The 21,992-nt window shown below is 71.0% G+C and carries 19 protein-coding genes; 2 read left to right on the forward strand and 17 right to left on the reverse strand.

From position 1 onward, the window contains the following. Positions 1-125 precede the first annotated feature (125 nt). The 10 genes from NNW99_RS12440 to NNW99_RS12485 form a co-directional block, all read right to left on the reverse strand. On the reverse strand, positions 126-1,064 hold the full coding sequence (locus NNW99_RS12440) for a response regulator transcription factor (RefSeq protein WP_215118882.1): 939 nt from the start codon (positions 1,062-1,064) through the stop codon (positions 126-128). A 25-nt stretch (positions 1,065-1,089) separates the two neighbouring features. Beyond that, positions 1,090-2,715: a sensor histidine kinase gene (locus NNW99_RS12445; protein WP_251057768.1), complete on the reverse strand. Its 1,626-nt coding sequence runs from the start codon at positions 2,713-2,715 to the stop codon at positions 1,090-1,092. 16 nt (positions 2,716-2,731) lie between these two features. Next, positions 2,732-3,619, reverse strand: a complete 888-nt coding sequence (locus NNW99_RS12450) for a DUF5936 domain-containing protein (RefSeq protein ID WP_193481765.1) — start codon at positions 3,617-3,619, stop codon at positions 2,732-2,734. 22 nt (positions 3,620-3,641) lie between these two features. Then, a complete protein-coding gene (locus NNW99_RS12455; RefSeq protein WP_215118884.1) occupies positions 3,642-4,586 on the reverse strand; it encodes a type II secretion system F family protein in 945 nt (314 codons plus the stop codon). A gap of 9 nt (positions 4,587-4,595) precedes the next feature. Then, positions 4,596-5,933 (reverse strand): CpaF family protein, encoded by a 1,338-nt coding sequence (locus tag NNW99_RS12460; RefSeq protein WP_215118886.1) that lies wholly within the window; start codon positions 5,931-5,933, stop codon positions 4,596-4,598. Between the two features lie 16 nt (positions 5,934-5,949). After that, complete coding sequence (locus tag NNW99_RS12465) at positions 5,950-6,363, reverse strand: TadE/TadG family type IV pilus assembly protein (protein WP_215118888.1); 414 nt, start codon at positions 6,361-6,363, stop codon at positions 5,950-5,952. Continuing rightward, a complete protein-coding gene (locus NNW99_RS12470; protein ID WP_215118890.1) occupies positions 6,350-6,751 on the reverse strand; it encodes a TadE/TadG family type IV pilus assembly protein in 402 nt (133 codons plus the stop codon). The genes NNW99_RS12465 and NNW99_RS12470 overlap by 14 nt, the downstream gene beginning before the upstream one ends. After that, the gene (locus tag NNW99_RS12475) at positions 6,748-8,001 is read right to left on the reverse strand and encodes an AAA family ATPase (RefSeq protein WP_215118892.1); all 1,254 of its coding nucleotides are present in this window, start codon (positions 7,999-8,001) and stop codon (positions 6,748-6,750) included. The genes NNW99_RS12470 and NNW99_RS12475 overlap by 4 nt, the downstream gene beginning before the upstream one ends. 9 nt (positions 8,002-8,010) lie before the next feature. Next, a complete protein-coding gene (gene cpaB, locus NNW99_RS12480) occupies positions 8,011-8,718 on the reverse strand; it encodes a Flp pilus assembly protein CpaB (protein WP_215118894.1) in 708 nt (235 codons plus the stop codon). A gap of 70 nt (positions 8,719-8,788) precedes the next feature. After that, positions 8,789-9,622 carry a hypothetical protein gene (locus NNW99_RS12485; RefSeq protein WP_215118896.1) on the reverse strand — a complete coding sequence of 278 codons (834 nt, stop codon included), beginning with the start codon at positions 9,620-9,622 and terminating at the stop codon, positions 8,789-8,791. 305 nt (positions 9,623-9,927) lie between these two features. Between NNW99_RS12485 and NNW99_RS12490 the strand changes: the two genes are divergently transcribed. Then, on the forward strand, positions 9,928-11,616 hold the full coding sequence (locus NNW99_RS12490; protein WP_215118899.1) for a chitinase: 1,689 nt from the start codon (positions 9,928-9,930) through the stop codon (positions 11,614-11,616). A 6-nt stretch (positions 11,617-11,622) separates the two neighbouring features. Here NNW99_RS12490 and NNW99_RS12495 read toward each other — a convergent pair whose 3' ends face one another. The 5 genes from NNW99_RS12495 to NNW99_RS39115 form a co-directional block, all read right to left on the reverse strand. Next, entirely contained in the window at positions 11,623-12,054 is a 432-nt protein-coding gene (locus NNW99_RS12495; RefSeq protein WP_215118900.1) for a hypothetical protein, read from the reverse strand. 17 nt (positions 12,055-12,071) lie between these two features. Next, positions 12,072-13,388: an Nramp family divalent metal transporter gene (locus tag NNW99_RS12500; protein ID WP_215118901.1), complete on the reverse strand. Its 1,317-nt coding sequence runs from the start codon at positions 13,386-13,388 to the stop codon at positions 12,072-12,074. 159 nt (positions 13,389-13,547) lie between these two features. After that, a complete protein-coding gene (locus NNW99_RS12505) occupies positions 13,548-14,030 on the reverse strand; it encodes an ATP-binding protein (protein WP_251057769.1) in 483 nt (160 codons plus the stop codon). Between the two features lie 73 nt (positions 14,031-14,103). Further along, positions 14,104-15,015, reverse strand: a complete 912-nt coding sequence (locus tag NNW99_RS12510; protein WP_215118902.1) for an MEDS domain-containing protein — start codon at positions 15,013-15,015, stop codon at positions 14,104-14,106. Positions 15,016-15,058: 43 nt separating this feature from the next. Further along, a complete protein-coding gene (locus NNW99_RS39115) occupies positions 15,059-18,181 on the reverse strand; it encodes a LuxR C-terminal-related transcriptional regulator (RefSeq protein ID WP_370869133.1) in 3,123 nt (1,040 codons plus the stop codon). 274 nt (positions 18,182-18,455) lie between these two features. On the opposite strand from NNW99_RS39115, the gene NNW99_RS12525 reads away from it, so the two are divergent. Beyond that, positions 18,456-19,808: a M14 family metallopeptidase gene (locus tag NNW99_RS12525; protein WP_215118903.1), complete on the forward strand. Its 1,353-nt coding sequence runs from the start codon at positions 18,456-18,458 to the stop codon at positions 19,806-19,808. Positions 19,809-19,829: 21 nt separating this feature from the next. On the opposite strand, the gene NNW99_RS12530 is transcribed toward NNW99_RS12525, so the two are convergent. Next, positions 19,830-20,369 carry a hypothetical protein gene (locus tag NNW99_RS12530; RefSeq protein WP_215118904.1) on the reverse strand — a complete coding sequence of 180 codons (540 nt, stop codon included), beginning with the start codon at positions 20,367-20,369 and terminating at the stop codon, positions 19,830-19,832. A 65-nt stretch (positions 20,370-20,434) separates the two neighbouring features. Then, positions 20,435-21,913: a GntP family permease gene (locus tag NNW99_RS12535; protein ID WP_215118905.1), complete on the reverse strand. Its 1,479-nt coding sequence runs from the start codon at positions 21,911-21,913 to the stop codon at positions 20,435-20,437. Between the last annotated feature and the right edge of the window lie 79 nt (positions 21,914-21,992).

Here is a 21,992-nt window from a genome sequence, read left to right on the forward strand (position 1 = left end):
GCTGTGTCGCTTTCGACGGGAGGAACGTACGGCGGGAGGTGCCGTCCGTGAGAGGGCCCCAGGGCCCAATTCCGGGCCCAATCGTGCGGGGCAGGGCGGGTCTTTCCCCAGACTGTCACCGAAGGTCACCCCAGCCCTCGGTGTGAGTCCGGTGCTGTGCCGATCCATTTGGCTGCGGCCTCGGAGCGGCTGGTGCTGTGGAGTTTGGCGAAGATGCGGTTGATGTGGTTCTTGACGGTCTTCTCGCTGATGAAGCACGTGGCGGCGATCTGCTGGTTGTTCATGCCGGATGCGATGAGGTCCATGATCTCTGCCTCCCTCGTGCTCAGTTGGAAACGCGACCTGTCCGGAGCCGGGCGGCCATGCGTCGTCCATCCAGACGATGACTGTCCCACATGCGGTTGCACTTGCGAAAGGTTTTCTGGAGAAATGGGTGATCGCTGAGTGGGGCGTGGAGTGAAACTCGCTGGTGGGTGCGGTTGTTGAGATTGAGTATGCGGGTTTGCGGAGGGGGGAATTCCGTATGCAGTCGCATTTGATGACTGGCCCAGGCCCTCGGGGAGGGTGGGCGTCGGGGTCCGGTCCTGGCGGAGTCGGGCCAGCAGGGCGCCCGCTGCCGTGGGGGTGAAGTGGGCCCTGCCCTCCTTGATGTCCCGTACGGCCTCGACCAGCTGGTCGGCCGTGAATTCGCCGTGGACCAGATAGCCGCCCGCTCCTCGGCGCAGGGCTTCCTGGACGATCTCCGACTCCCTGCTGTACGTCAGCATCACGACCGGGGCGATTCCCACCAGGTACGGGAGGGCCGAGATGCCGTCCACGCCGGGCATGCGGACGTCCAGGAGGACTACGTCCGGGCGATGCTGGTGGGCGGCCTCGTAGGCCTGGAGGCCGTCGGCCGCTTCCGCTACGACCGTGATGTCCGCGCGGCCGGAGAGGAGCGCGGTGAGGCCCGCGCGGACCACGGGGTTGTCGTCCGCCACGACGACTCGGAGGCTGCGGCTCGGCTGTGCGGGCCCCGGGAGGTCGGCGAACGGGTTCTGCGGTGGCTGCGGCTGGTTCGGCATCGGGGGCCTCCTCTCGTGTCGTGGGTTATGCGGTGGGGGTGGTCAGGGCCGCCAAGGGGAGTTCCAGGCGGACTTCCGTTCCCTGGGGGTGGCTGCCGCGGCCGATGCGGATGCGGGCGCCCACCGAGGCGGCGCGTTCGACCATGCCGACCAGGCCGAAGTGGCCCGCTCGGCGGAGTTGTTCGAGTGTCGTGCCGGGGGGAAGGCCCTTTCCGTCGTCGTAGACGCTGATGCGGAGCAGGTCGCCGTGGACGCCCGCGCTGACGTCGACGCGGGTGGGGTGTGCGTGGCGGTGGGCGTTCTCCATCGCTTCCGCGGCGATGGTGAGGAGCTGGCGGGCCACCGCGGGTGGGACGGGGGGTACGGAGTGCTCGCCGGTGGGGCGGTAGACGGCGGTGAGACCCGTGCGGGCGCTGAAGTCGCGGGTGCGGGCGGCCAGTTCGACCAGGACGTCCGTGGCCTGGGACGGGTCCGATTCGCGGCGCAGGTCCGCCAGGAGTTCGCGGGATTCGGCGGCTGCCCGGCGGGCCGAGCGGGCGACCAGTGCCGCCTGCTGTCTGATCAGGGTGGGGTTCATCCGGTCGGCGGCTGTGGAGCCTTCCAGGCCGTCCGCGGCCAGCGCTACGCCGTGCAGGGTCTTCGCGACTGAGTCGTGCATCTCGCGGGCCAGGCGGGCGCGTTCCGCGCTGACCGCTTCCGTTACGGCGAGCCTGGCCTGGACGGTGGTGAGGGCCTGGGTGGCCGCGCCGAAGCGGAGCATGAGGTTACGGAGGCTGGAGCCGACGGCGCCGGCGACGACGCAGAGGCCGGGCAGGAGGGTCGCCTCCGCGAGGCCGGGGGGTGGGTTCTCCTGTGCCGCGTGGATGAGGAGGAGCAGGAGGGCCTGGAGGCTGGCGAAGACGGCGGCTCCTCGCCAGCCGTAGACAAGGCCGGCGAGGAGGGGGGTGCAGACGCTGACGTAGGCGAGGGTGCTGTCGGGGCCCGCGGAGATGAGGAGGAGGGCGCCGAAGAGGGTGTCGGCGGCGAGGAGGGTGGGGTGGCGGAGGAGGAGGGGGCCGAAGCGTTCCCAGTCTCTGAAGAGGACGTAGGAGGTCATGAAGGTGACGACTACGGCTGCGCCGACCAGGCGGGTGGGGAGGCCCTCGTTGGCGTTGAGGAGGGCGGTGGGGGTGGCCAGGGCGATCATGGCCAGGCGGAAGCCGAAGACCTGTCGGGACAGTGCCTGTAGGGCGTTGACCTGGATGTCGATCGCGGGGCTCGTGAGGGTGCCCGTGTCCCGGCCTTCGGCCGGGATGGAGTTCCCACCCGCACCACCCGTGCGGCTTTCGTGGTCGCCTGCGGGTGGCCCCGGTCGGGGCTCAGCGCCGTCGGCGGCTGACCGGCCGACCGCGCAGAGGGCCGGGCCGTCGTTCGGCTGCCCCTCCGACCTACCACCCGCGTAGCCCACGTATCCGGCACCCGTGCCCGCCTCCCCACCCCCCTCCACCGCCTCCCACCCCGGCGGCAACGCCGGTGTGACCGACGTCACCGGGATGTCCGGTGCGCCCGTGCGGGCGTGGGTCGGGAGGACCGTGCCCGCCGGTGGGGTGGTGATCTCGGGTGTCTTGGGGCGGCGGCGCAGCAGCCCGGCGCGTTCCCCTGTCATCGGCATGCTGTCGCCCGCCCCCCTACTTGCCCGTCACCGAGCCGAAGTCCGTGCCCGAGCCGAGGATGAGGCCGGCGCCGAGGAGGAGCATCGTGGCCGGGACCATGAAGGTCGTGATCATCATCGTGGCCTTGGGAACGGCCCGGGCGGCCTTGCGGCGGGCGTTCTGGGCATCCGTGCGCCGCATGTCCTTGGCGAGAGCCACCAGCGTGTCGACGATCGGCGCGCCCAGTTCCTCGCCCTGCTGCAGCGCCGTGACGAACATGGCGACCTGCTCGGAGTCGTTGCGGCGGCGCAGTTCCGCGAAGGCCTGGCGGCGGCTCATGCCGAGGTCCATCTGGCGGAGGGTGATGCGCAGTTCGTCCGCCCAGGGGCCCTCGTACTTGGACGCGACCCGGTCCAGGGCCTGGCGGAAGCCGAGGCCGGCGCTCACCACGACCGCGAGGACGTCGAGGAAGTCCGGCAGGGTCCGTTCGATGACGTCCTTGCGGATACGGATGGCCGACCAGATGCCGACCTCCGTCCAGAACGCGCCGAAGGCCAGCAACAACAAGGCCACCAGGAGTTGGCCCCGCATCAGGAAGACCAGGAAGCCGACCCCGCCCAGGGCTCCGTAGACCGCCCGGCGAGCCGCGTAGCGGTCGATCGTCAGGCCGCCCGGGTTGCCCGCCAGGTCGATCTTGCGGCGGTACTTGGCCACCTGCTTGGGGCCCATGAGGCGCAGCACCGCGGGGGCGTAGCGCATGCCCATGCGGTCGATGAGCGAGTCGACCGCTCCCGTACGCGTGGAGCCGACCTCCAACGCCAGCGCGAGGTCGCCGGGCAGTTTCGCCTCGGCGCGGTACATGCGGATGCCGGCGAAGATGCCCCAGACGCTGAGGCCCATCAGCAGGGCGAGGAGAAGTCCCATGGGTCCGTTCCCTCCTGGCTTCTCAGACGTCGATGCGGGACAGGCGGCGGATGAGGACGAAGCCGACGGCGTAGAGCGCGAAGGCGATGATGACCGCCCCCTGGCCGAAGGGGGAGCCGGTCATACGGTCCAGGGCGCCGTCCTTCACCCCGTTCATCAGGAACAGTGAGCCCACGCCCAGGACCGGCACGGCGTAGGACGTCATGCTGACCTGGGAGAGCTGGGTGCGGACCTCGCGTCGGGTCTCCTTGCGTTCCTCCAAGGTCTCCGTCAGGTTCCGCAGGGCGCTCACGACCTGGCCGCCCGCCCGGTTGGACAGGACGAGGGTGGTGACGAGGACGACGAGTTCGCGGGACGGGAGGCGGTCCGCCATCTCGTCGAGTGCCTCGTCCAGCGACGCTCCCACCGCGAGCTGCGCGGAGACCTTGCCCAGTTCCTCGCCCGCCGGGGCCTCCATCTCCTCCGCCGCCATGCCGATGGCCGTGCGCAGAGCAAGGCCCGCCTGGGTCGCGTTGGCGAGGATCCGGGCCATCTCGGGGAGCTGGTTGATGAACTTCTCGATGCGTTTCTGGCGTTGCCAGTTGAGGAACTGGATCGCCACCCCGATGCCGAGGAGGCCCGCCAGCGGGCCGAAGAACGGGGCGAGGGCTGCCTGGCCGATCAGCCACAGGCCGGCGACCATGGCGAGCATGTAGACGAAGAACTCACCCGGGGTGATGTCCAGGCCCGTCGCCGCCAGGCGGAGTTCCAGCTTCCTGCCGAGCCCGGTGCGCCGCAGCCGGCGGTCCAGGTTCGGGAAGTGCCGGCGCCGGCCGCCGACCGGGACCTGGCCGGCGGCGGTCAGGCGGTCGACGAGCGCCTGACGCTGTGCCTTGCCCGTGGCCCAGGAGTGCAGGCCGACGACCGCGAGGACGCACGTCAGCAGGGTGATGCCCGTGGTGAGCGTGATGAGCGTGTGCAGATCCATCGGTCGGTCCTACCTGGCTTCTCGGGTGGCTAGCTGGTCCGCGGACCGGGCGATGCCGAAGGCCTGCGGGAGGGGCTGGCTCGCCATGTAGAGGCGGTCGGCGGTGCGGCGTGGGACGGGGAAGTACTCGAAGTTGCCGTGGATACGGCCGTCGGAGCTCATGGGCCGCGCGTTGAAACGGGCGACCGTGACCAGCCGGTACGGGTCGCTGCCGTGGCTGTCCATCAGGGCGATCTCGGTGATGCGGCGGGCGCCGTCCGCGAACCGGGTGAGCTGCACGATGACGTCCACCGCGCTGTTGATCTGGTCGTGCAGCGCCACGAAGGGGATCTCCACGTCCGACATGGAGGCGAGGGTCTGCAGGCGCATCAGCGCGTCCTCCGCGCTGTTGGCGTGGACGGTGGCCAGCGAGCCGTCGTGGCCGGTCGACATCGCCTGGAGCATGTCCAGGGACTCCCCGCCTCGGACCTCACCGACCACGATGCGGTCGGGGCGCATGCGCAGGGAGTTGCGGACCAGGTCGCGGATGGAGACCTGGCCCTTGCCCTCGACGTTCGGCGGGCGTGACTCCAGGCGGATCACATGGGCCTGCTGGAGCTGGAGTTCGGCGGAGTCCTCGATGGTGATGATGCGTTCGCCTCCGGGGATGAGCCCGGAGAGCGCGTTCAGCAGGGTCGTCTTTCCCGTGCCGGTCGCGCCCGAGACGATGACGTTGAACTTCGCCTGCACCAGGCCCGCCAGCAGGTACAGCATGTGCTCGTCGAGCGAGCCGAGGCCGATGAGCTCCTGGAGCGTGAAGGAGCGCGGGAAGCGGCGGATCGTGAGGGTGGCGCCCGTCAGGGACAGGGGCGGGATGATGACGTTGACACGCTCGCCGGAGGGAAGACGGGCGTCGACCATCGGGTTCGACTCGTCGACACGGCGGTTGACCGTCGAGACGATCCGCTCGATCGTCTGCATGAGCTGGTCGTTCGAGGCGAAGCGCAGGGGCAGTTGCTCCACCCGGCCGCCGCGCTCCACGAAGATCGCGTCCGGGCCGTTCACCATGATCTCCGTGATGGAGGCGTCCTCCAGGAGCGGCTCCAGGATGCCGAGGCCCAGCGCCTCGTCGACCACCCTGCGGATGAGCTGCGAGCGTTCCACGGTCGACAGCACCGGGCCCTCGCGGCTGATGATGTGCCCGAGCACCCGCTCCAGCCGCGCCCTGCGCTCGGCGGCGGCCAGCGAGCTCATCTCCGCGAGGTCGATCTCCTCCAGGAGCTTGGCCCGGTAGGAGGCGACCATGTGACCGTCCTCGCCCCGGTTCCCGTGCTCCTCGGGGGAGTTGATGCGTGCTCGCAGGCTCATGGGTGCGGTGCTCCGTTCAGTGGTCGCGCGGCATCGTGGCGGTCTTGACCGCCGGGTCGAACTTCCAGCCGGGCACGAGGGACGGGATCTCCACGGTGGCCGTGACGGTGACCTCGTCCGGGCCGTACGACGCAGGACAGCCGGTCACGTTCAGCCAGCTGCTCACCGCCGCCCGGCAGTCCGCCTCGTGCGGCCCCTCCAGCGACGCACTGCGCGCCCCCGTCCGGGCCGCCGTCCCCGCCTGCTGGGCCGTGTACGCGATCAGGCCGAGCTGTACGGCGGCCAGCCCGACGAGGATCAGGATCGGCAGGAAGCCGATGAACTCGATCGCGACCTGGCCCCGGTCACGGCCCTCTGTCGCGACCTGGCCCCGGTCACGGCCCTCGATCGCGACCTGGTCCCGGTCGCGGCCCTTGTCAGGACGCGCCATCTGAGTCCGCCTCCTCGACCGCACCGGCGTGCCCCCGGACCGGGAACGGGACGGAGAGCGTGCCCGGGAAGAGGATGGGGACTTCGAGCTTGACGTCGGCCGTGACATAGCCGGTGCCGCCGCAGGTCACCTCGGCGCCGGAGCTCCACGCCTCCGAGAGGTGCTTGAGCCCGGCGGCCCGGCAGGCGCCGTCGCGCGCGCCGCGCTCCGTCGCCGTCGCCGCCCGCACCGCCTCGTCCGCCGCGTTCCCCGCGAGGATGTAGGTGTAGCCCACGAGGACGACCTGCCACAGCGCCACCAGCGTCACGATGATCGTCGGTGTCATCCCGAGGAACTCGATGGTGACCTGGCCCCGGTCCCGTTCTCGCTCCCTCACAGGCACGTTCATCCCTCCCTCCGCCGTCGAAAGCTCACCGACCCCCGGTCGCCGCCGCGGAACCCCCGGCCCCCCTTCTGGGCGCCGTCGGGGACCTTGACCAGGCCCAGTTCTCCCGCGAGGCCCCACAGGGCCTGTTTCACCGCGCTCTTGTTCTCCAGTTCGTGGATGCGGCCCGCGTCCACGACGCTCTGCAGTTCCTTGAAGTTGGCGGGGACGACGGTGGCGGCGACCGCCGTGCCGGTGATCTTCTGGATCAGGGGCGGCTGGATCTCCGTACCGCGGCTGTGCCGGTTGACGACGACGGTCGTCTCCTCGGCCTTGCGGATCTGCAGCCGGTCCCACATCCGTACCGCCCGTTTGGCGCCCCGTACGGCGACCACGTCCGGCGTGGTGACGAGCAGGGCCCGGTCCGCCATCTCCACGGCCGCCGCGCCCGCGCCGCCGAGCTGGGCGCCGCAGTCGATGACGACGATCTCGTAGCGGGAGCGCAGGGCGCTGACGATCTGGCGGGCGGCGCGGTCGGTGACGTCCTCGCCGCGCTCCCCCTCGGCCGGGGCGAGCAGCAGGGCGAGGCCGGTGTCGTGACGGAAGACCGCGTCGGCCAGAACGCGCGGGGAGATGTCCGTGATGGCGGCCAGGTCGACGACGGAGCGGCGGAACTGGACGTCGAGGTAGGAGGCGATGTCGCCGGTCTGGAGGTCCATGTCGACCAGGGCGGTGCTGCGGCCGGAGGCCTGGGCTGCCAGGGCGAGCTGGATGGCGGTCAGGGTGGCTCCGGTGCCGCCCTTGGCGCCGCTGACGGTGACGACGGTGCCTCCGACGCCGGTGAAGACGTCGCCGCCGGCGCCCAGGTGCCGCCGTACGCCCACGGACCACTGGGCGACCGCCTGGACGCGGCTGGCCAGTTCCTCGTAGCTCAGGGGCAGGGCGACGAGGCCGCGGGCGCCGTAGTCCATGGCGGCCTGGAAGAGGCCGGGGCTGGCGTCCGAGGTGACGAGGATGACGCCGACGGCCGGGAAGCGCAGGGCCACTTCTCGGATCAGCTCCAGCGCGGGGACCGGGCCGATCCGCTCGTGCACGACCACGACCTCGGGCAGTTCGTCGACGGACTCGGCGGCGAGCCGCGCGAGGGTGTCGATGAGCTGGGTGGAGTCGCCCACCGGGGCCACCGGCTCGGCGTCCGGGAGCTGGCTGAGCAGGGTCGTGATGGACCGGACGGCGTCCGCTTCACCGACTGCCGGGAGGATCCTCGTGGGCATGCGGGCCTCTCACTTGTCCTTCGCGAGTTCGTACGTCCGGTCCTGCTCGGGGACCGTGGTGTCGCCGCCGGGCGCGACGAGGGCGAGCCGGACCCGCTGGGCGAACGACTCGGCGTAGGTGATGCGCTGGGCGTCGAGGGCGGACAGCGCGAAGGTGATGGGGACGGCGTCGGTGGGCTGCTGGGTGCGGTTGTTCTCGTCCGGCTTCAGCGCGGTCAGATCGCCCACGTCGATGACCTTGGCGTTGGTCACGATGATCTTCGACTGGTCGGGGTCGCCCTCGCGCTTGCCCTCGAAGGTGGCGTACACGTTGACCGAGGAGCCGGGCGTGATCTTGCCGGCCACGCCGGTCGCCGCGTCGATCATGATGGCGACCTCCTGCTGGCCCGGCTGGAGGGCGGGCTGGCGGACGATCATGTCGGACTGGAGCAGGGAGCCCGAACGCAGCGTCGTGACGGCGATCTTGCCCTGGATCTCCCGCAGATCGGTGACGGCGTTGTCGGACAGCCACCGTTCGGGCATCTTGATCTTCTCGAACTGGCCCGTGGTGAGCGTGGTGTAGGGCGGCACGTCGGATTTCAGCCGGTAGGCGGTGACCTCGGGGCCGACCTTGGACTTCACGTCGCCTATGACGGAGAGCACGCCGGTGAAGGCGCCCAGGGCGCAGACGACCGACAGGAGCAGGAGAAGCACGCCGCGGCGCTGACGGGAATTCATGAACCGTGCAACCTCGTTGGGGATAGCGGTCGGTCGGGATCGGAGCGGTGCGCGCGAGCGGTGTCAGGGCTCACCCGACGGCCGTTCGGTTCTCGAGCTGTTTGGGGGGCGGGCCGTCGTAAACGGGTGGCATGGCCGAGCAGAACACGCAGCGGTCGCCGATGACGTCGATGCCGCACCAGTGGCAACTGCCGCGCCGTACGGAGGTGACCAGTTGGTAGAGGACCGACAGGTCGGGCAGGAAGCTGCAGAACTCGATGAGCTTGCCGGTGCCCCACCAGCCGGGGGACTCGGCCGGGAGCGGGATCTCGCGCAGCCCCTGCACCTTCCAGGAGGGGGCGAGGGTGGTGGTGACCCAGTCGGACTGGAGCTGCCCCTTGGCGACGAGCATCCACGTGCCGAACTCGGGGCCGGGGAGGGCGGCTTCGGGGGTGATCTTCACGAGCCGTGGCTCGGGGTGGGCGAGGACGCCGAACTGGCTGCCCGGGACCCAGGACTTGGCGTGTGATTTCAGGCCGACGGGGACGCGGTCGAGGCGGGTGACGGAGCCCAGCAGCGCCCCGGCGTGGATGTAGTGGACGAGCAGCCGGCCCGCCGAGGCGAGCACGCCGGGGCTGATGTCGCAGGACGCGAGCTGCCGTAACTGACGGGCCAGGACCGCCAGTCCGAGCGGAGGCAGATCCGGGCGGAAGAGGGCGATGCGGTCGCTCTCCATGAGGGAGCGCAGGGTGTGCAGGCGGCGCTGTACGGCGGTGGGCGCGGCCTGGGAGCAGACCACGATGACGTGTCCGTGGTGCTCGACCAGGGCCTGCATCTCGGCGAGCGCCTGTTCCAGGGGGCGCTTGTCGATGTCCCTCAGCACGACGGCGGGCAGGGTGCGTTCGTCCTGTGGCGGCAGTGCCATGTCGGCACCTGTCACGGCAATGGCAGTTGGCACGCGCAGCTCCCCGTTTCCCCATGCCCGTCGGCGCGCCGGTGTGACTCCGGCCGACTTCGGTGACTTCACTGCGTGACTACCTCAGCACTGTATCCACGGCTCTGTGACCGGAGAACAGCGTTTGTGTAGCTCGGGAGCAACTGTCGTTGCACAAGATGCGCCAAAACGGGGCAGGTTGAGCATCTTGCCGGTCGAGGGCGAGGACTCAGGGCGAAGCCCCAAGTTGGTCTGGACCTCTTGACAGCACCTCTGGTCTGGACCATTTTCTTGTCATGTCCAGACACAGACGATCCCTGCGGCTGTGGTCGGGTGCCGTCACGGCTGCCCTGGCCCTCACTGTCACGACCGTCGGCCAGGCCTCCGCGGCCGACGTCAACAACGCCAGGAACGCCGGCTTCGAGTCGGGCCTGAGCGACTGGACCTGTTCCGCCGGCAGCGGTACGGCCGTCTCCTCCCCGGTGCACGCCGGCACGGCCGCGCTGAAGGGGACCCCGGCGGGGCAGGACAACGCCCGGTGCGCCCAGACGGTGCGGGTGAAGCCCGGCTCGACGTACACCCTGGGCGCCTGGGTCCGGGGCGGCTACGCCTATCTCGGCGTCTCGGGCACGGGCACGACCGATGTGTCCACCTGGACCCCGGACTCCTCCTCCTGGAAGCAGCTGTCGACGACCTTCAGGACGGGCTCGTCAACCAACTCGGTGACGGTGTACACGCACGGCTGGTACGGGCAGGCCGCTTACTACGCGGACGACGTGTCGGTGTTCGGGCCCGACGGGGGCGGCGGCACCGACCCCGGCCCCACGGTCCCGGCCGCGCCGGGCGGTCTGAACGTCTCCGGGACGTCGTCCTCGTCGGTGTCCCTGGCGTGGAACACCGTCTCCGGGGCGACGGGCTACACCGTCTATCGCGACGGCACGAAGGTGACGGCCGTCTCGGGCACCTCGGCGACGGTGACCGGGCTCGCGGCCTCGACGTCGTACTCCTTCCAGGTCACGGCGACCAACGCGGCGGGCGAGTCTCCCAAGTCGGCGGCGGTGACGGGCCGGACGAACGCGCCGACCGGCCCCGGTCCCGCCCTGCCCAAGCACGCGGTGACCGGCTACTGGCAGAACTTCAACAACGGGGCCGCGGTCCAGAAGCTCGCGGACGTCCAGTCGCAGTACGACATCATCGCCGTCGCCTTCGCGGACGCGACCTCGACGCCGGGCACGGTGACCTTCAACCTGGACTCAGCGGGGCTGGGCGGCTACACCGTCGACCAGTTCAAGGCGGATGTCAGGGCCAAGCAGGCCGCCGGCAAGAAGGTCATCATCTCGGTCGGCGGTGAGCGCGGCACGGTGGCGGTGAGCGACGCCGCGTCGGCGACGAACTTCGCGAACTCCGTCCACTCCCTCATGCAGACGTACGGCTTCGACGGCGTCGACATCGACCTGGAGAACGGCCTCAACGCGACCTACATGACCCAGGCCCTGCGGTCGCTGTCGGCGAAGGCGGGCTCGTCGCTGATCATCACGATGGCGCCGCAGACCATCGACATGCAGTCGACGTCGAACTCCTACTTCCAGACGGCCCTGAACATCAAGGACATCCTCACCGTCGTCAACATGCAGTACTACAACAGCGGTTCCATGCTGGGCTGCGACGGCAAGGTCTACAGCCAGGGCTCGGTGGACTTCCTGACCGCCCTGGCCTGCATCCAGCTGGAGGGCGGCCTCGCCCCGTCCCAGGTCGGACTCGGCCTGCCCGCCTCGACCCGGGGCGCGGGGAGCGGCTATGTGTCGCCGTCCGTCGTGAACAACGCCCTGGACTGCCTGACCAGGGGCACGGGCTGCGGGTCCTTCAAGCCGTCGCGTACCTATCCCGACCTGCGAGGCGCGATGACCTGGTCGACCAACTGGGACGCGACCGCGGGCAACGCGTGGTCCAACGCGGTGGGTCCGCATGTGCACGGGCTGCCGTAGCCTCCCCTAGCCCATCGGACGGTAGTGGCCAAGGACCCAGGCCAGCTGCGGGAACCACTCCTGGAGCCGTGTCCTGGGCTTGGCCTCCACCACGCACTCGTAGAACCGGCCGTCCATGTGGACCACGGCGACCATCAGCGCCTTGCCGTCCGGGCTCGCCCGGTAGTGGACACCGCGGATCTCCGGCCAGCGGAACTCGATCGTCTGACCGGACGACTCGAAGGCGACGCCGCTCGCGTCGACGACGACCGCGTTGCGCTTGTCGACGGCGAGGAAGTCCGGACCGGCCGGCACCTGCGGGGGCGGAACCTGGCCGGCCTGACCGTACGACGGCGGTACGGGCGGCGCGTACTGCGGTGCGTACTGCGGTGGTGCGGGCGCGTACTGCGGCGGGGGCGGGCCGAAGCCAGGGCCGGGTGGCGGGGGCTGCTGGGTCATCCGGCCATTCTCACGCCTCAGAAGAAGTCGGCCCACGGCTGGTCCCAGATCTGCTTCGTGCACAGGACCAGGAACAGCAGACCGGCGATGGCGAGCATGATGTTGCTGAGCGGGCCGTTGCGCCACTCCCGGGGCGTGCGGGAGGAGTTCAGCAGCCAGATCAGGGTGCCCGCCAGGAAGGGCATGAAGGCCGCGCCCAGGACGCCGTAGATGATGATCAGGCGGAAGGGCTGGCCCTGGAACAGCAGGACCATCGGCGGGAAGGTGAGCCAGAGCAGGTAGGCGCGGAAGGGCCAGGAGCGTTCGCGCTTGCCGGAGGCGATCTCCTCGCCCTTGACGGCCTCCTTGCCCGCGAGCCGGGCCACGAAGTCGGCGAACATCAGGCTCACGCCGTGCCAGACGCCGATCAGCGAGGTGAACGACGTGGCGAAGAAGCCGATCAGGAAGAACTTCGCCGTGGCCGCGCCGTACTCGGCCTCCAGGATGTCGCCGAGCTGGATCAGGCCCTTGTCGCCGCTCGCGATCGCGACGTTCGCCGAGTGGAGCAGCTCCGCGCCGACGAAGAGCATGGCGATCACGAAGATGCCGGTCGTGGCGTAGGCGACGCGGTTGTCCAGGCGCATGACCTTCATCCAGCCGGTGTCGGTCCAGCCCTTGGCGTTGACCCAGTAGCCGTACGCAGCGAGCGTGATCGTGCCGCCGACGCCGCCGATCAGGCCCAGGGTGTTGAGGATCGAGTCCTTCTCGTCGGGCAGCACCGGCAGAAGACCGGCGAAGGCGTCGAGGAGGTTCGGGGTGACCCGGATGGCCAGATACACCGTCACCACGAACATGACGCCCACCAGGACCGTCATGACCTTCTCGAACACCGCGTACTTGTTGAACCAGACGAAGACCAGTCCGACCAGACCGCAGGCGATGGCCCACCACTTCAGGTCCATCACGTCCGGGAACAGCGCCTGCAGCGGCAGCGCGCTCGACGACATCGCCGCCGCGCCGTAGACGAAGCCCCAGACGACGACGTACACGGCGAAGAACCATGTGGTCCAGCGGCCGAGGCTCGCCCAGCCGTCGAACAGGGTGCGCCCCGTGGACAGATGCCAGCGGCCCGCCGCCTCGGCCAGTGAGATCTTCACCAGACAGCCGATGATCGCGGCCCACAGGAGGGTGTAGCCGAAGTTGCTGCCCGCGATGAGCGTGGCGACCAGGTCCCCGGCGCCGACCCCGGTCGCCGCGACGACGATGCCCGGCCCGATGTACTTCCAACTCGCCTTACGCGGCTGAGGAGGCTGCTGGGCTTCGTTCTCCGTGGTGTTTCCCGTGGTGTCCGCCATGCAGGTCAAGAAACATCAAAGAACCCGGACCGACAAGAGGGCGTGGCGCAATCACCCTTAGGGGCGCGGGGAACTGCGCGAACAACCACAACGAACCCGCAGCCCGGGAACAGGCCAAGGCGGCTCTGACAAACCGCCATTGGCCCACCCAGCGGAGCGTCACGGCTGTCGCCGACCACAGCCGTCCGCCCCACACGTACCGAGCTCGAACCACACGGTCTTGCCCGGCCCGTCCCGGTGGCAGCCCCAGCGCTGGGCGAGCGCGTCCACCAGGAATATTCCACGGCCGTTCTCCCCGGTGCCCGCGTCCAGCACCCGCGGCACCCGGCGCTCCGCGTCGGCGACCTCGCAGCGCAGTACGCCGTGCGCGGCGAAGAGCGTCAGCCGGAAGCCGCTCCCGGCGTGCACCAGGGCGTTGGTGGCCAGTTCGCCGACGAGGAGTTCGGCCACGTCCGCCACCTCCCCGTGCTCCGCGAGCCCCCAGCTTTCCAACTGTCTGCGGACCTCCGCGCGTGCCTCGCGGACGGCGGAGGGCCGGGGCCCGTACTCGACGCTGAGGTGGCCCGCTCCCAGGGGTGGCTGGGGAAACGGACCGTACCGTGCGTCGGGGTCCGGGAGGTGGCGCCCGGAGAGTTGCAGCATGGGTCCAGGGTGATCCAGCCGGTCGGTCCGGCGCAGGGGGAGGACTACCCGATCCCCTACCTGCTTGTGCAGGTCACGCGTACTGGAGCCGCACGGTGGCGCCCTCGGTGTCGTCGCGGATGTCGACGTACGCGCACACCTGGCGCGCGTACCACAGGCCCGGTCCGGGGTCCTGGCCGGTGGGCGGCGGCGGGACGAATCCGGCGAGGGGGTCGTCGATGCGGCGGGCCGAGCGGAGTTCGCAGACGCAGGCGGGTGCCTCGCCCCACAGCAGGGCGGCGCCGTCGAGGGGGGCGAGGGCCGCCGCCGTCTCCGCGACGGCCGTGGCGAACAGTTCGGCGTCGGCGGCGGGCAGGCCGCGGGTCTGCGCCCAGGACTGGACGGCCCCGGCGTGCGGCTGTGCGAGGCGCTCGACGCCGACGGGGGGCAGCGGCAGGGGTACGGCGTCGAGTTCGGCCGTGAGCCGTACCGGGTCCTCGTACACCTCCGTGTCGGGGTGGGTGCGGCGGGCCGCGGCGACGACGGCGGGCCCGGCGGTGCGGGTGTCGTACGCGCACAGGGCGGTGGTGGCCATGGGGGCGAAGAGGGGGTTGGCGAGGGCCTCGTAGCGGATCCACTCGGTGGTCTCGCGGGCCGAGCGGCCGGCGCGGCCGCTCCACACGGGTTCCATGAGGAGGTGGATCCCGCCGCCCGGGGCCGCGTGGGCGGCGAGGTAGGCGGCGGCCCGGGCGACGGCGTTGGCGGCGGAGCCGGTGTACCAGTCGGTGTGCGGGATGCAGGTGATGTCCTTGGCGTCGCCGCCGAGGGCGTCCCGGAGCAGGTCCAGGTTGCGGGGGTCGGCGATGGCGACGGGCGGTGGTTCGCCGGGGGCGGCGAGGCCTTCGCCGAGGAAGGGCAGGGCGGCGGCCAGGAAGTCCTCGTCGGAGTCGAAGACGGCCATGCGGTGGTCGAAGGGGGTGGGTGCGGAGGGCTGTCGGACGGTCATGTGTTCCCCTCGGGAGGTGGGTGGGTGTTCCGGTGCGGGAGGGTCAGCGCTGCGCCGTCACCCAGGCGGCGATCTGGCTGCGGTTGCTGAAGCCGAGCTTGCTGAGGATGCGTTCCACATGGCCTTCGGCGGTGCGGCGGGCGATCACCAGGCGGTCGGCGATCTGCTGGTTGGCGAGCCCCTCGGCGACGAGCCGGGCGACCTCCGACTCGCGGCGGGTCAGACGGACCGTGGTGTCGTCCTGCGGGGCCGGGGAGGCCGCGGGGCGCGGGCGGGCCGGTTCCTGGAGGGCCTGGCCGACGAGTTCCGCGAGGCCGAGTCCGCCGCCGCGCCGGTGGGCCCGCTCGAACGCGTCCCGTCCGAGAGCCCGGGTGGCCCGCTCCTCGCTGTCCCGGCGTACGGAGTTCAGGGTGTGGGCGCCCCAGCGGCCGGTGTCGATGTCGGCCCAGACGCGGTCGGCGCCGCCCATCAGCAGGGCCGCGTGCCGGTGGGCGCCGCGTTCGGCGGCGATCGACGCGAGCAGGTCGAGGGTGAGGGCGATGCCGATGATGTCGTGGACGGCGTGTTTGAGCCGCAGGGCCTCACGGGCGTGCCGTTCGGCCCGGGGCCAGTCGCGGCGCACGGTGTGCGCGAGGGCGAGGATGCGCAGCACGTACGACCGTACCCACTGCTCGCCGTGCCGTTCGCACAGCCGCAGGGCCTGCTCGCAGACCTCGACGGCGCGGTCGGCCTCGCCCAGGAAGCCCAGCGCGCAGGCGAGTTCGACCTGGTCGAGGCCGACGAGGCTCAGATGCTGGCCGGGTACGGGGCCGCGGGCGACGGTGGCTTCGAAGTGCGTCAGCGCGCCGGGCAGGTCGTCGCCGAACAGCCGGATGACGCCGATGACGTACTCGGCGTGGGCGGCCTCGGCGGTGTCGCCCAGGGCACGGGCGAGGGCGAGGGCGTCGGAGGCCTGGCGGCGGCCCCGGGGGAAGTCCTGGGTGGTGGCGGCCAGCAGCCCGGCGACCCAGAGTCCGCGGGCCCGTTCCCGGGTCGGCTCGGGGCTGGCGGCCAGGGCCCGTTCGAGCCAGTACAGGCCCTCGCGGGGGGCGCCGCAGGCGTGCCAGTAGAACCACAGGGCGCCGGCGAGCCTGAGTGCGGCGCGTTCCTCGTCCGGGGTGGACAGGCTGAAGTCGAGGGCGGCACGCAGATTGTCCCGGTCGGCACGCAGCCGTGCGACGGTCTCCGGCTGCCCCGGCCCGAACCAGCCCCGCTCGCACTCCTCGGCCAGCCACAGCATCCGGTCCCGCTGCCGCCGCCGCGCGGCCCCCTCCTCCCCCACCGTCCGCCGCAACCGCTCCAGCCCGTACTGCCGCAACGTGTCGAGCATCCGATACCGCACCCCACCGGGCCCCGGCTCCCGGCACAACACGGACTTGTCCACGAGCCCGGCGACGGCGTCGAGGACTTCATCGGCCCGGAGCGCGACGGGTCCGGACCGGTCCTGCCACTCACCTATGGCGTCCCCGGCTTCCCTGGCAGGGGGCGCGGCGACACCGCCGGGGCCTGGCGCGGCCAGGGACGGCGGCGCACCGCCAGGACACGCCACGGGCGAGGGCAACGTCGCACCGCCAGGGCCGGGTGGGGGCGACGGCAATGTCGCACCGCCAAGGCCGGGCACGCCCAGAGACTCCGTCACACCAACAGGGCCCGGCACGCCCACGGACAGCGGCACACCGCCAGGACACGGCACGGGCGAGGCCAGCATCGCACCGCCGGGGCCGGGCACAGCCGGGGACGGAGACGCACCGCCTGGGCCGGGCACAGCCGGGGACGGAGACGCACCGCCTGGGCCGGGCACGGCCAGGGACGGCGACGCACCGCCAGGACACGGCACCGGCGAGGCCAGCACCGCACCGCCCGAGCCCGGCACAGCCGGGGACGGAGACACACCGCCGGGGCCCGGCACGCCCAGGAACAGCGGCACACCGCCCGGACACGGCACGGGCGAGGGCAGCGTTCCGCCACCGGGGCCCTCACCGGCGCGGGGAGCGGCCAGGGGGTAGCGGCGTGGCACGGGTCGCGTCGCGATGCCGGCGGCCGGGCCGCGGTCGGTGTCGCGCGGGGGCAGGGTCCTGGGTCCCGTGAGCTCCTGCGCCGGGAGAGGGCGGGCTCCGGCCGCCACCCCCCGCACGGCCGCGTCGGCGAAGCCCGCCGCGTCCTCCGGCGGGAGAACCCCGGCCGGTGCCGAGCCCGTTCCCCAGCCGGCGTCCCTCTCCCCCGGCTCGTCCGCGCACACCGCTTCCGCCGTTTCCAGGTCGAAGCCGCCCGCCAGGACCGACAGGCGGGCCCAGACCGTCTGTTCGGGGGCGGTGCACAGGTCGTGGGACCAGGCGACGGCCGCGCGCAGGGTCTGGTGGCGGGGCAGGGCCGCGGGGCTGCCGGTGGTGAGGAAGCGGTAGCGGTCGTCGAGGCGGTCCAGGAGCTGGTCGACGTCGAGGACGCGCATGCGGACGGCGGCCAGTTCGATGGCCAGGGGCAGGCCGTCCAGGCGGCGGCAGAGGCGGGCCACGGAGGCGAGGTTGCCGGGGGTGAGGCGGAAGCCGGGGACGACGGCGGCGGCCCGGTCGGCGAAGAGGGTGAGGGCCGGATAGCCCTCGGCGGCGGACAGGTCGCCGTCGGGGTCGGGCACCGGCAGCGGCCGTACCTCCAGCAGATGTTCCTCGGTGAGGCCGAGGCGGTGCCGGCTGGTGGCGAGGATCCGGACGCCCGCGGTGCCGTGCAGCAGGGCCGCGGCCAGCCGGGCGCACGCACCGGCCAGATGCTCGCAGTTGTCGACGACGAGGAGCAGCCGCCGGTCCCGTACCTGCTCGACGAGGGCGTCCAGCGGCGGCTGCGCGGAGTGGTCGTGCAGTCCCAGCGCGTCGGCGGCGGCGAGCGGCACGAGCGCCGGGTCGTGCAGCCCGGAGAGGTGCACGAAGCGCACGCCGTCCGGGAAGGCGCGCTGCACGCGGGCCGCGATGCGTGCGGCGAGCCGGGTCTTGCCGACGCCGCCCGGTCCGGTGAGCGTCACCAGCCGTGCGCGGGACAGCAGTTCACGGCCTTCGGTCAGTTCGCCACGCCGGTCGACGAAGCTGGTCGTCTCGGCCGGTAGCTGGTTGTCCCGTCGTGGCGCTGATCCGCCCATGATCAGCCAGTCCTCTGGGGGGGGTGTGGTCCGAGGATCCGGGCAGTCCGGCTCCCCTTGCGCGAATCCTCACTCTCCCCCGCCGCCTACATATATGCACGCGCGCGTCACACCCGTGGGTGTACTTCGCCCGTGACACCTCGACGGACACGCCGCACGCGTACACTGCGCGACCGCTTTCAGTCTTGACCTGCTCATGCCATTGGCAGAACGATGTGCGCCACCCGCACTACGTACGTCGCACGAACAACCCCACCTCCCACAAGGAGATTTCATGCGACTTCGCATACGAGGTTCCGGGGCCGGCACCGGCAGACGCACCGCCGCCCTCGCCGCCCTTCTCGCACTCGCCCTCGCGGCGCCCCTCTCGGCGACGGCGCCGGACGCCACCGCCGACAGCGCCCCCAAGGCGGCCCCCTCGGCCGACGACGTCAGGCAGTACGAGGTCCATCTGCACGCGACGGCCAAGGACCGCACGGCACTTCAGCGCACGGGCGTGACCGTGGACGAGTCCCACAGTCACGGTGTCGTCGTCTCCGGCCGCGCGGACCAGATCAGAAAGCTGCGCGCCCTGGGCTACGAGGTCACGCCGCTCGGCGCGGTGCCCGACCGGTCCGCGGGCGAGGACGACGTCCGGATCTACGACTTCCCGTCCGCCGACTCGCGCTACCACAACTACGCGGAGATGACGACCGAGATCAACTCGATCGTCTCGGCCAACCCGTCGATCGCGAGCCGGCGCGTGATCGGCAAGTCGTACCAGGGCCGGGACATCGTCGCCCTCAAGATCAGCGACAACGTCGCCACCGACGAGGCCGAGCCGGAGGTGCTGTTCACGCACCACCAGCACGCCCGCGAGCACCTGACCGTCGAGATGGCGCTCTACCTGCTGCGCGAGCTGACCTCCGACTACGGTTCCGACTCACGCGTCACCAGCATGGTGAACAACCGTGAGATCTGGATCGTCCCGGATCTCAACCCGGACGGCGGCGAGTACGACATCGCCACCGGGTCGTACCGCTCGTGGCGCAAGAACCGCCAGCCCAACTCGGGTTCGTCGTACGTCGGCACGGACCTGAACCGCAACTGGAACTACCGCTGGGGCTGCTGCGGCGGCTCCTCCGGCTCGCCGTCCTCCGACACCTACCGGGGCACGGCGGCGGAGTCGGCGCCCGAGGTGAAGGTCGTCGCCGACTTCGTGCGCAGCCGGGTCGTCGGCGGGAAGCAGCAGATCAGGGCCGGTGTCGACTTCCACACGTACAGCGAGCTGGTGCTGTGGCCGTTCGGCTACACGTACTCGGACACCACGACGGGGATGACCGCGGACGACCACGCGGCGTTCAAGTCGGTCGGGCAGAAGATGGCCGCGAGCAACGGCTACACGGCGGAGCAGTCGAGCGATCTGTACATCACCGACGGGTCGATCGACGACTACCTCTGGGGCACGCACAAGATCTTCGGCTACACGTTCGAGATGTATCCGAGGTCCGGTGGAGGCGGGTTCTACCCGCCCGACGAGGTCATCGAGCGGGAGACTTCGCGTAACCGCGACGCGGTGCTGCAACTTCTGGAGAACGCGGACTGCATGTACCGGTCGATCGGAAAGGAAACTCAGTACTGCAGCTGAGGTGCGCGGTTCCCCGCGCCCCTACTCGGCGTTCTCGTCGAAGTAAGCGTCCAGAACCGCGTCCAACTGGCTGTCCCACTCCGTGAAACGGCTCCTGGCCGGTGCTTCGATCTCGATCGGGTACCAGCGCCGGTCAGGGGTGTGGACGGTGACGGTCCAGCGCTTGCCGAAGCGGGCGGTCTCCGTCTCGACCGCGCCGATCTCGTCCCAGCGGAACTCGCACTCCTGGTCGTCCAGGAAGAGGCGTACGCCTCTGTGGTCGGCGACCAGTTTCGCGCGGCGGTCGGAGGCCTCGAAGACGGGACCGTCTTCCGGTGCGGCGTCCTCCGCCGCGGCTTCCTCCACCGGCTCCGGGGCGGCCTCTTCGGCCCCCTCGGCTTCCTCGGTCTCCTCCGTGTCGTCGGCGTCTTCGGCGTCTTCGGCTTCCGCGACCTCGGGCTCCTTCTCCGGCTCCTCGTCCTTCGTCCGTCCGGACGCGGGTGACGTGAGCCCGGGGATGAAGGCCGGGTCGAATCCGGCGCCTTCCAGGGGCTGGCTGCTCGAACCTATGCGCTGCTCCACAGCGGAGCAGTATGGTCGACAAACCTGTGCCGCACACAACCAGCCCCTGCATCGTTATCAGACGCCTACACGAACAGGCTCAGCACCGCGGCCACCACGAACCCCGCCACCGACAGCACACTCTCCAGCACCGTCCACGACTTGAGCGTGTCCCGCTCGCTGATGCCGAAGTACTTGGAGACCATCCAGAAGCCCCCGTCGTTGACGTGCGAGGCGAAGATGGAGCCGGCCGAGATGGACATGATGACCAGGGCGACGAAGGCCTGGGAGTGGTCGCCCTCGGAGAGGAGCGGGGCGACGATGCCCGCCGTCGTGACGATGGCGACCGTCGCCGAGCCCTGGGCGACGCGCAGGACCACGGAGATCAGGTAGGAGAGGACGATCACCGGCAGGCCCACGTCGTTGAACGTGTCGGAGAGGGCCTGGGCGACGCCGCTGGCCTTGAGGACGGCGCCGAAGATGCCGCCCGCGCCGACGACCAGCAGGATGTTGCCGACCGGCTTGAGAGACGCCGTGGACACCGTCTCCAGGGACTTGCGGGACCAGCCGCGCCGGATGCCGAGCAGGTAGTACGCGAGGAACAGGGCAAGCGTGAGCGCCACGAAGGGGTTGCCGAAGAACTCGATCACCGAGCGGAGCGTGGAGGGGTCCAGGGCGATCGAGGAGAACGTCGCGGCGAGGATGAGGACCAGGGGCGTGCCGATGATGCCGAGGACCGTGCCGAGGGAGACCGGCTGCTCGCGCGGCTCGGTGCCGGTCGCCCGCTGCTCGTCGAGGACCGCCTGCTTGGCCTCTTCGGCCGCCTCGACCATGTCCTGCGGCACGGCGACGAAGATGCGGCGGCCGATCCACGCCGAGTACGCCCACGCGGCCAGCACGGCGGGCAGTCCGCAGACGATGCCCATGAGGATGACCCAGCCGAGGTCGACATTGAGGAGACCGGCCGCGGCCACCGGGCCGGGGTGCGGCGGCAGGAAGGCGTGGGTGACGGAGAGGCCCGCGAGCAGGGGCAGACAGTAGAGCAGGATCGACTTGCCCGAGCGCTTGGCGGCGGCGTAGACGATCGGGGCCAGGACGAAGATGCCGACGTCGAAGAAGACCGGGATGCCGAAGATCAGGCCCGTGAGGCCCATGGCGAGCGGGGCGCGCTTCTCGCCGAAGAGGCCCAGGAGACGGCTCGCCAGTACCTCCGCGCCGCCGCTGACTTCGAGGATCGCGCCGAGCATGGTGCCGAGGCCGATGATGATCGCGACATGGCCGAGGATGCCGCCCATGCCGGACTCGATCGTGGAGACGGCGTCCGACTTCTGGACCGTGCCGAAGAGTTCGGTGACCGAGAGACCGGCCGCGAGGCCGACGGCTATGGAGACCGCGAGCAGCGCGACGAACGGCTGGAGTCTCATCTTGATGATGAGGAACAGCAGGAGCCCGATGCCGAGGGCGGCGGTGAGCAGCAGTCCGGCCGTGCCGTCCACGAGGAGGAGCAGGCCTCCGGTGTGGGGTGGGGTCTCGGCAGGGGCGGCCGCGGCGAGCGGAAGGGACATGGGGGGGTCCTCTACGTAAATGCATTCGGTTTCGGGGTAGGGGGGAGCGCGGCGCGGCGCTCCGAAGGCGCCGCGCCTC

The sequence above is a fragment of the Streptomyces sp. CRCS-T-1 genome, assembly GCF_024442335.1.
GTDB lineage: Bacteria > Actinomycetota > Actinomycetes > Streptomycetales > Streptomycetaceae > Streptomyces > Streptomyces koelreuteriae.

Excerpts from the sequence above, each read along its gene's own strand:
- NNW99_RS12440 (WP_215118882.1), bottom strand. The coding sequence starts at position 1,064 with ATGCCGAACCAGCCGCAGCCACCGCAGAACCCGTTCGCCGACCTCCCG.
- NNW99_RS12445 (WP_251057768.1), bottom strand. The coding sequence starts at position 2,715 with ATGCCGATGACAGGGGAACGCGCCGGGCTGCTGCGCCGCCGCCCCAAG.
- NNW99_RS12450 (WP_193481765.1), bottom strand. The coding sequence starts at position 3,619 with ATGGGACTTCTCCTCGCCCTGCTGATGGGCCTCAGCGTCTGGGGCATC.
- NNW99_RS12455 (WP_215118884.1), bottom strand. The coding sequence starts at position 4,586 with ATGGATCTGCACACGCTCATCACGCTCACCACGGGCATCACCCTGCTG.
- NNW99_RS12460 (WP_215118886.1), bottom strand. The coding sequence starts at position 5,933 with ATGAGCCTGCGAGCACGCATCAACTCCCCCGAGGAGCACGGGAACCGG.
- NNW99_RS12465 (WP_215118888.1), bottom strand. The coding sequence starts at position 6,363 with ATGGCGCGTCCTGACAAGGGCCGCGACCGGGACCAGGTCGCGATCGAG.
- NNW99_RS12470 (WP_215118890.1), bottom strand. The coding sequence starts at position 6,751 with ATGAACGTGCCTGTGAGGGAGCGAGAACGGGACCGGGGCCAGGTCACC.
- NNW99_RS12475 (WP_215118892.1), bottom strand. The coding sequence starts at position 8,001 with ATGCCCACGAGGATCCTCCCGGCAGTCGGTGAAGCGGACGCCGTCCGG.
- cpaB (WP_215118894.1), bottom strand. The coding sequence starts at position 8,718 with ATGAATTCCCGTCAGCGCCGCGGCGTGCTTCTCCTGCTCCTGTCGGTC.
- NNW99_RS12485 (WP_215118896.1), bottom strand. The coding sequence starts at position 9,622 with ATGGCACTGCCGCCACAGGACGAACGCACCCTGCCCGCCGTCGTGCTG.
- NNW99_RS12490 (WP_215118899.1), top strand. The coding sequence starts at position 9,928 with ATGTCCAGACACAGACGATCCCTGCGGCTGTGGTCGGGTGCCGTCACG.
- NNW99_RS12495 (WP_215118900.1), bottom strand. The coding sequence starts at position 12,054 with ATGACCCAGCAGCCCCCGCCACCCGGCCCTGGCTTCGGCCCGCCCCCG.
- NNW99_RS12500 (WP_215118901.1), bottom strand. The coding sequence starts at position 13,388 with ATGGCGGACACCACGGGAAACACCACGGAGAACGAAGCCCAGCAGCCT.
- NNW99_RS12505 (WP_251057769.1), bottom strand. The coding sequence starts at position 14,030 with ATGCTGCAACTCTCCGGGCGCCACCTCCCGGACCCCGACGCACGGTAC.
- NNW99_RS12510 (WP_215118902.1), bottom strand. The coding sequence starts at position 15,015 with ATGACCGTCCGACAGCCCTCCGCACCCACCCCCTTCGACCACCGCATG.
- NNW99_RS39115 (WP_370869133.1), bottom strand. The coding sequence starts at position 18,181 with ATGGGCGGATCAGCGCCACGACGGGACAACCAGCTACCGGCCGAGACG.
- NNW99_RS12525 (WP_215118903.1), top strand. The coding sequence starts at position 18,456 with ATGCGACTTCGCATACGAGGTTCCGGGGCCGGCACCGGCAGACGCACC.
- NNW99_RS12535 (WP_215118905.1), bottom strand. The coding sequence starts at position 21,913 with ATGTCCCTTCCGCTCGCCGCGGCCGCCCCTGCCGAGACCCCACCCCAC.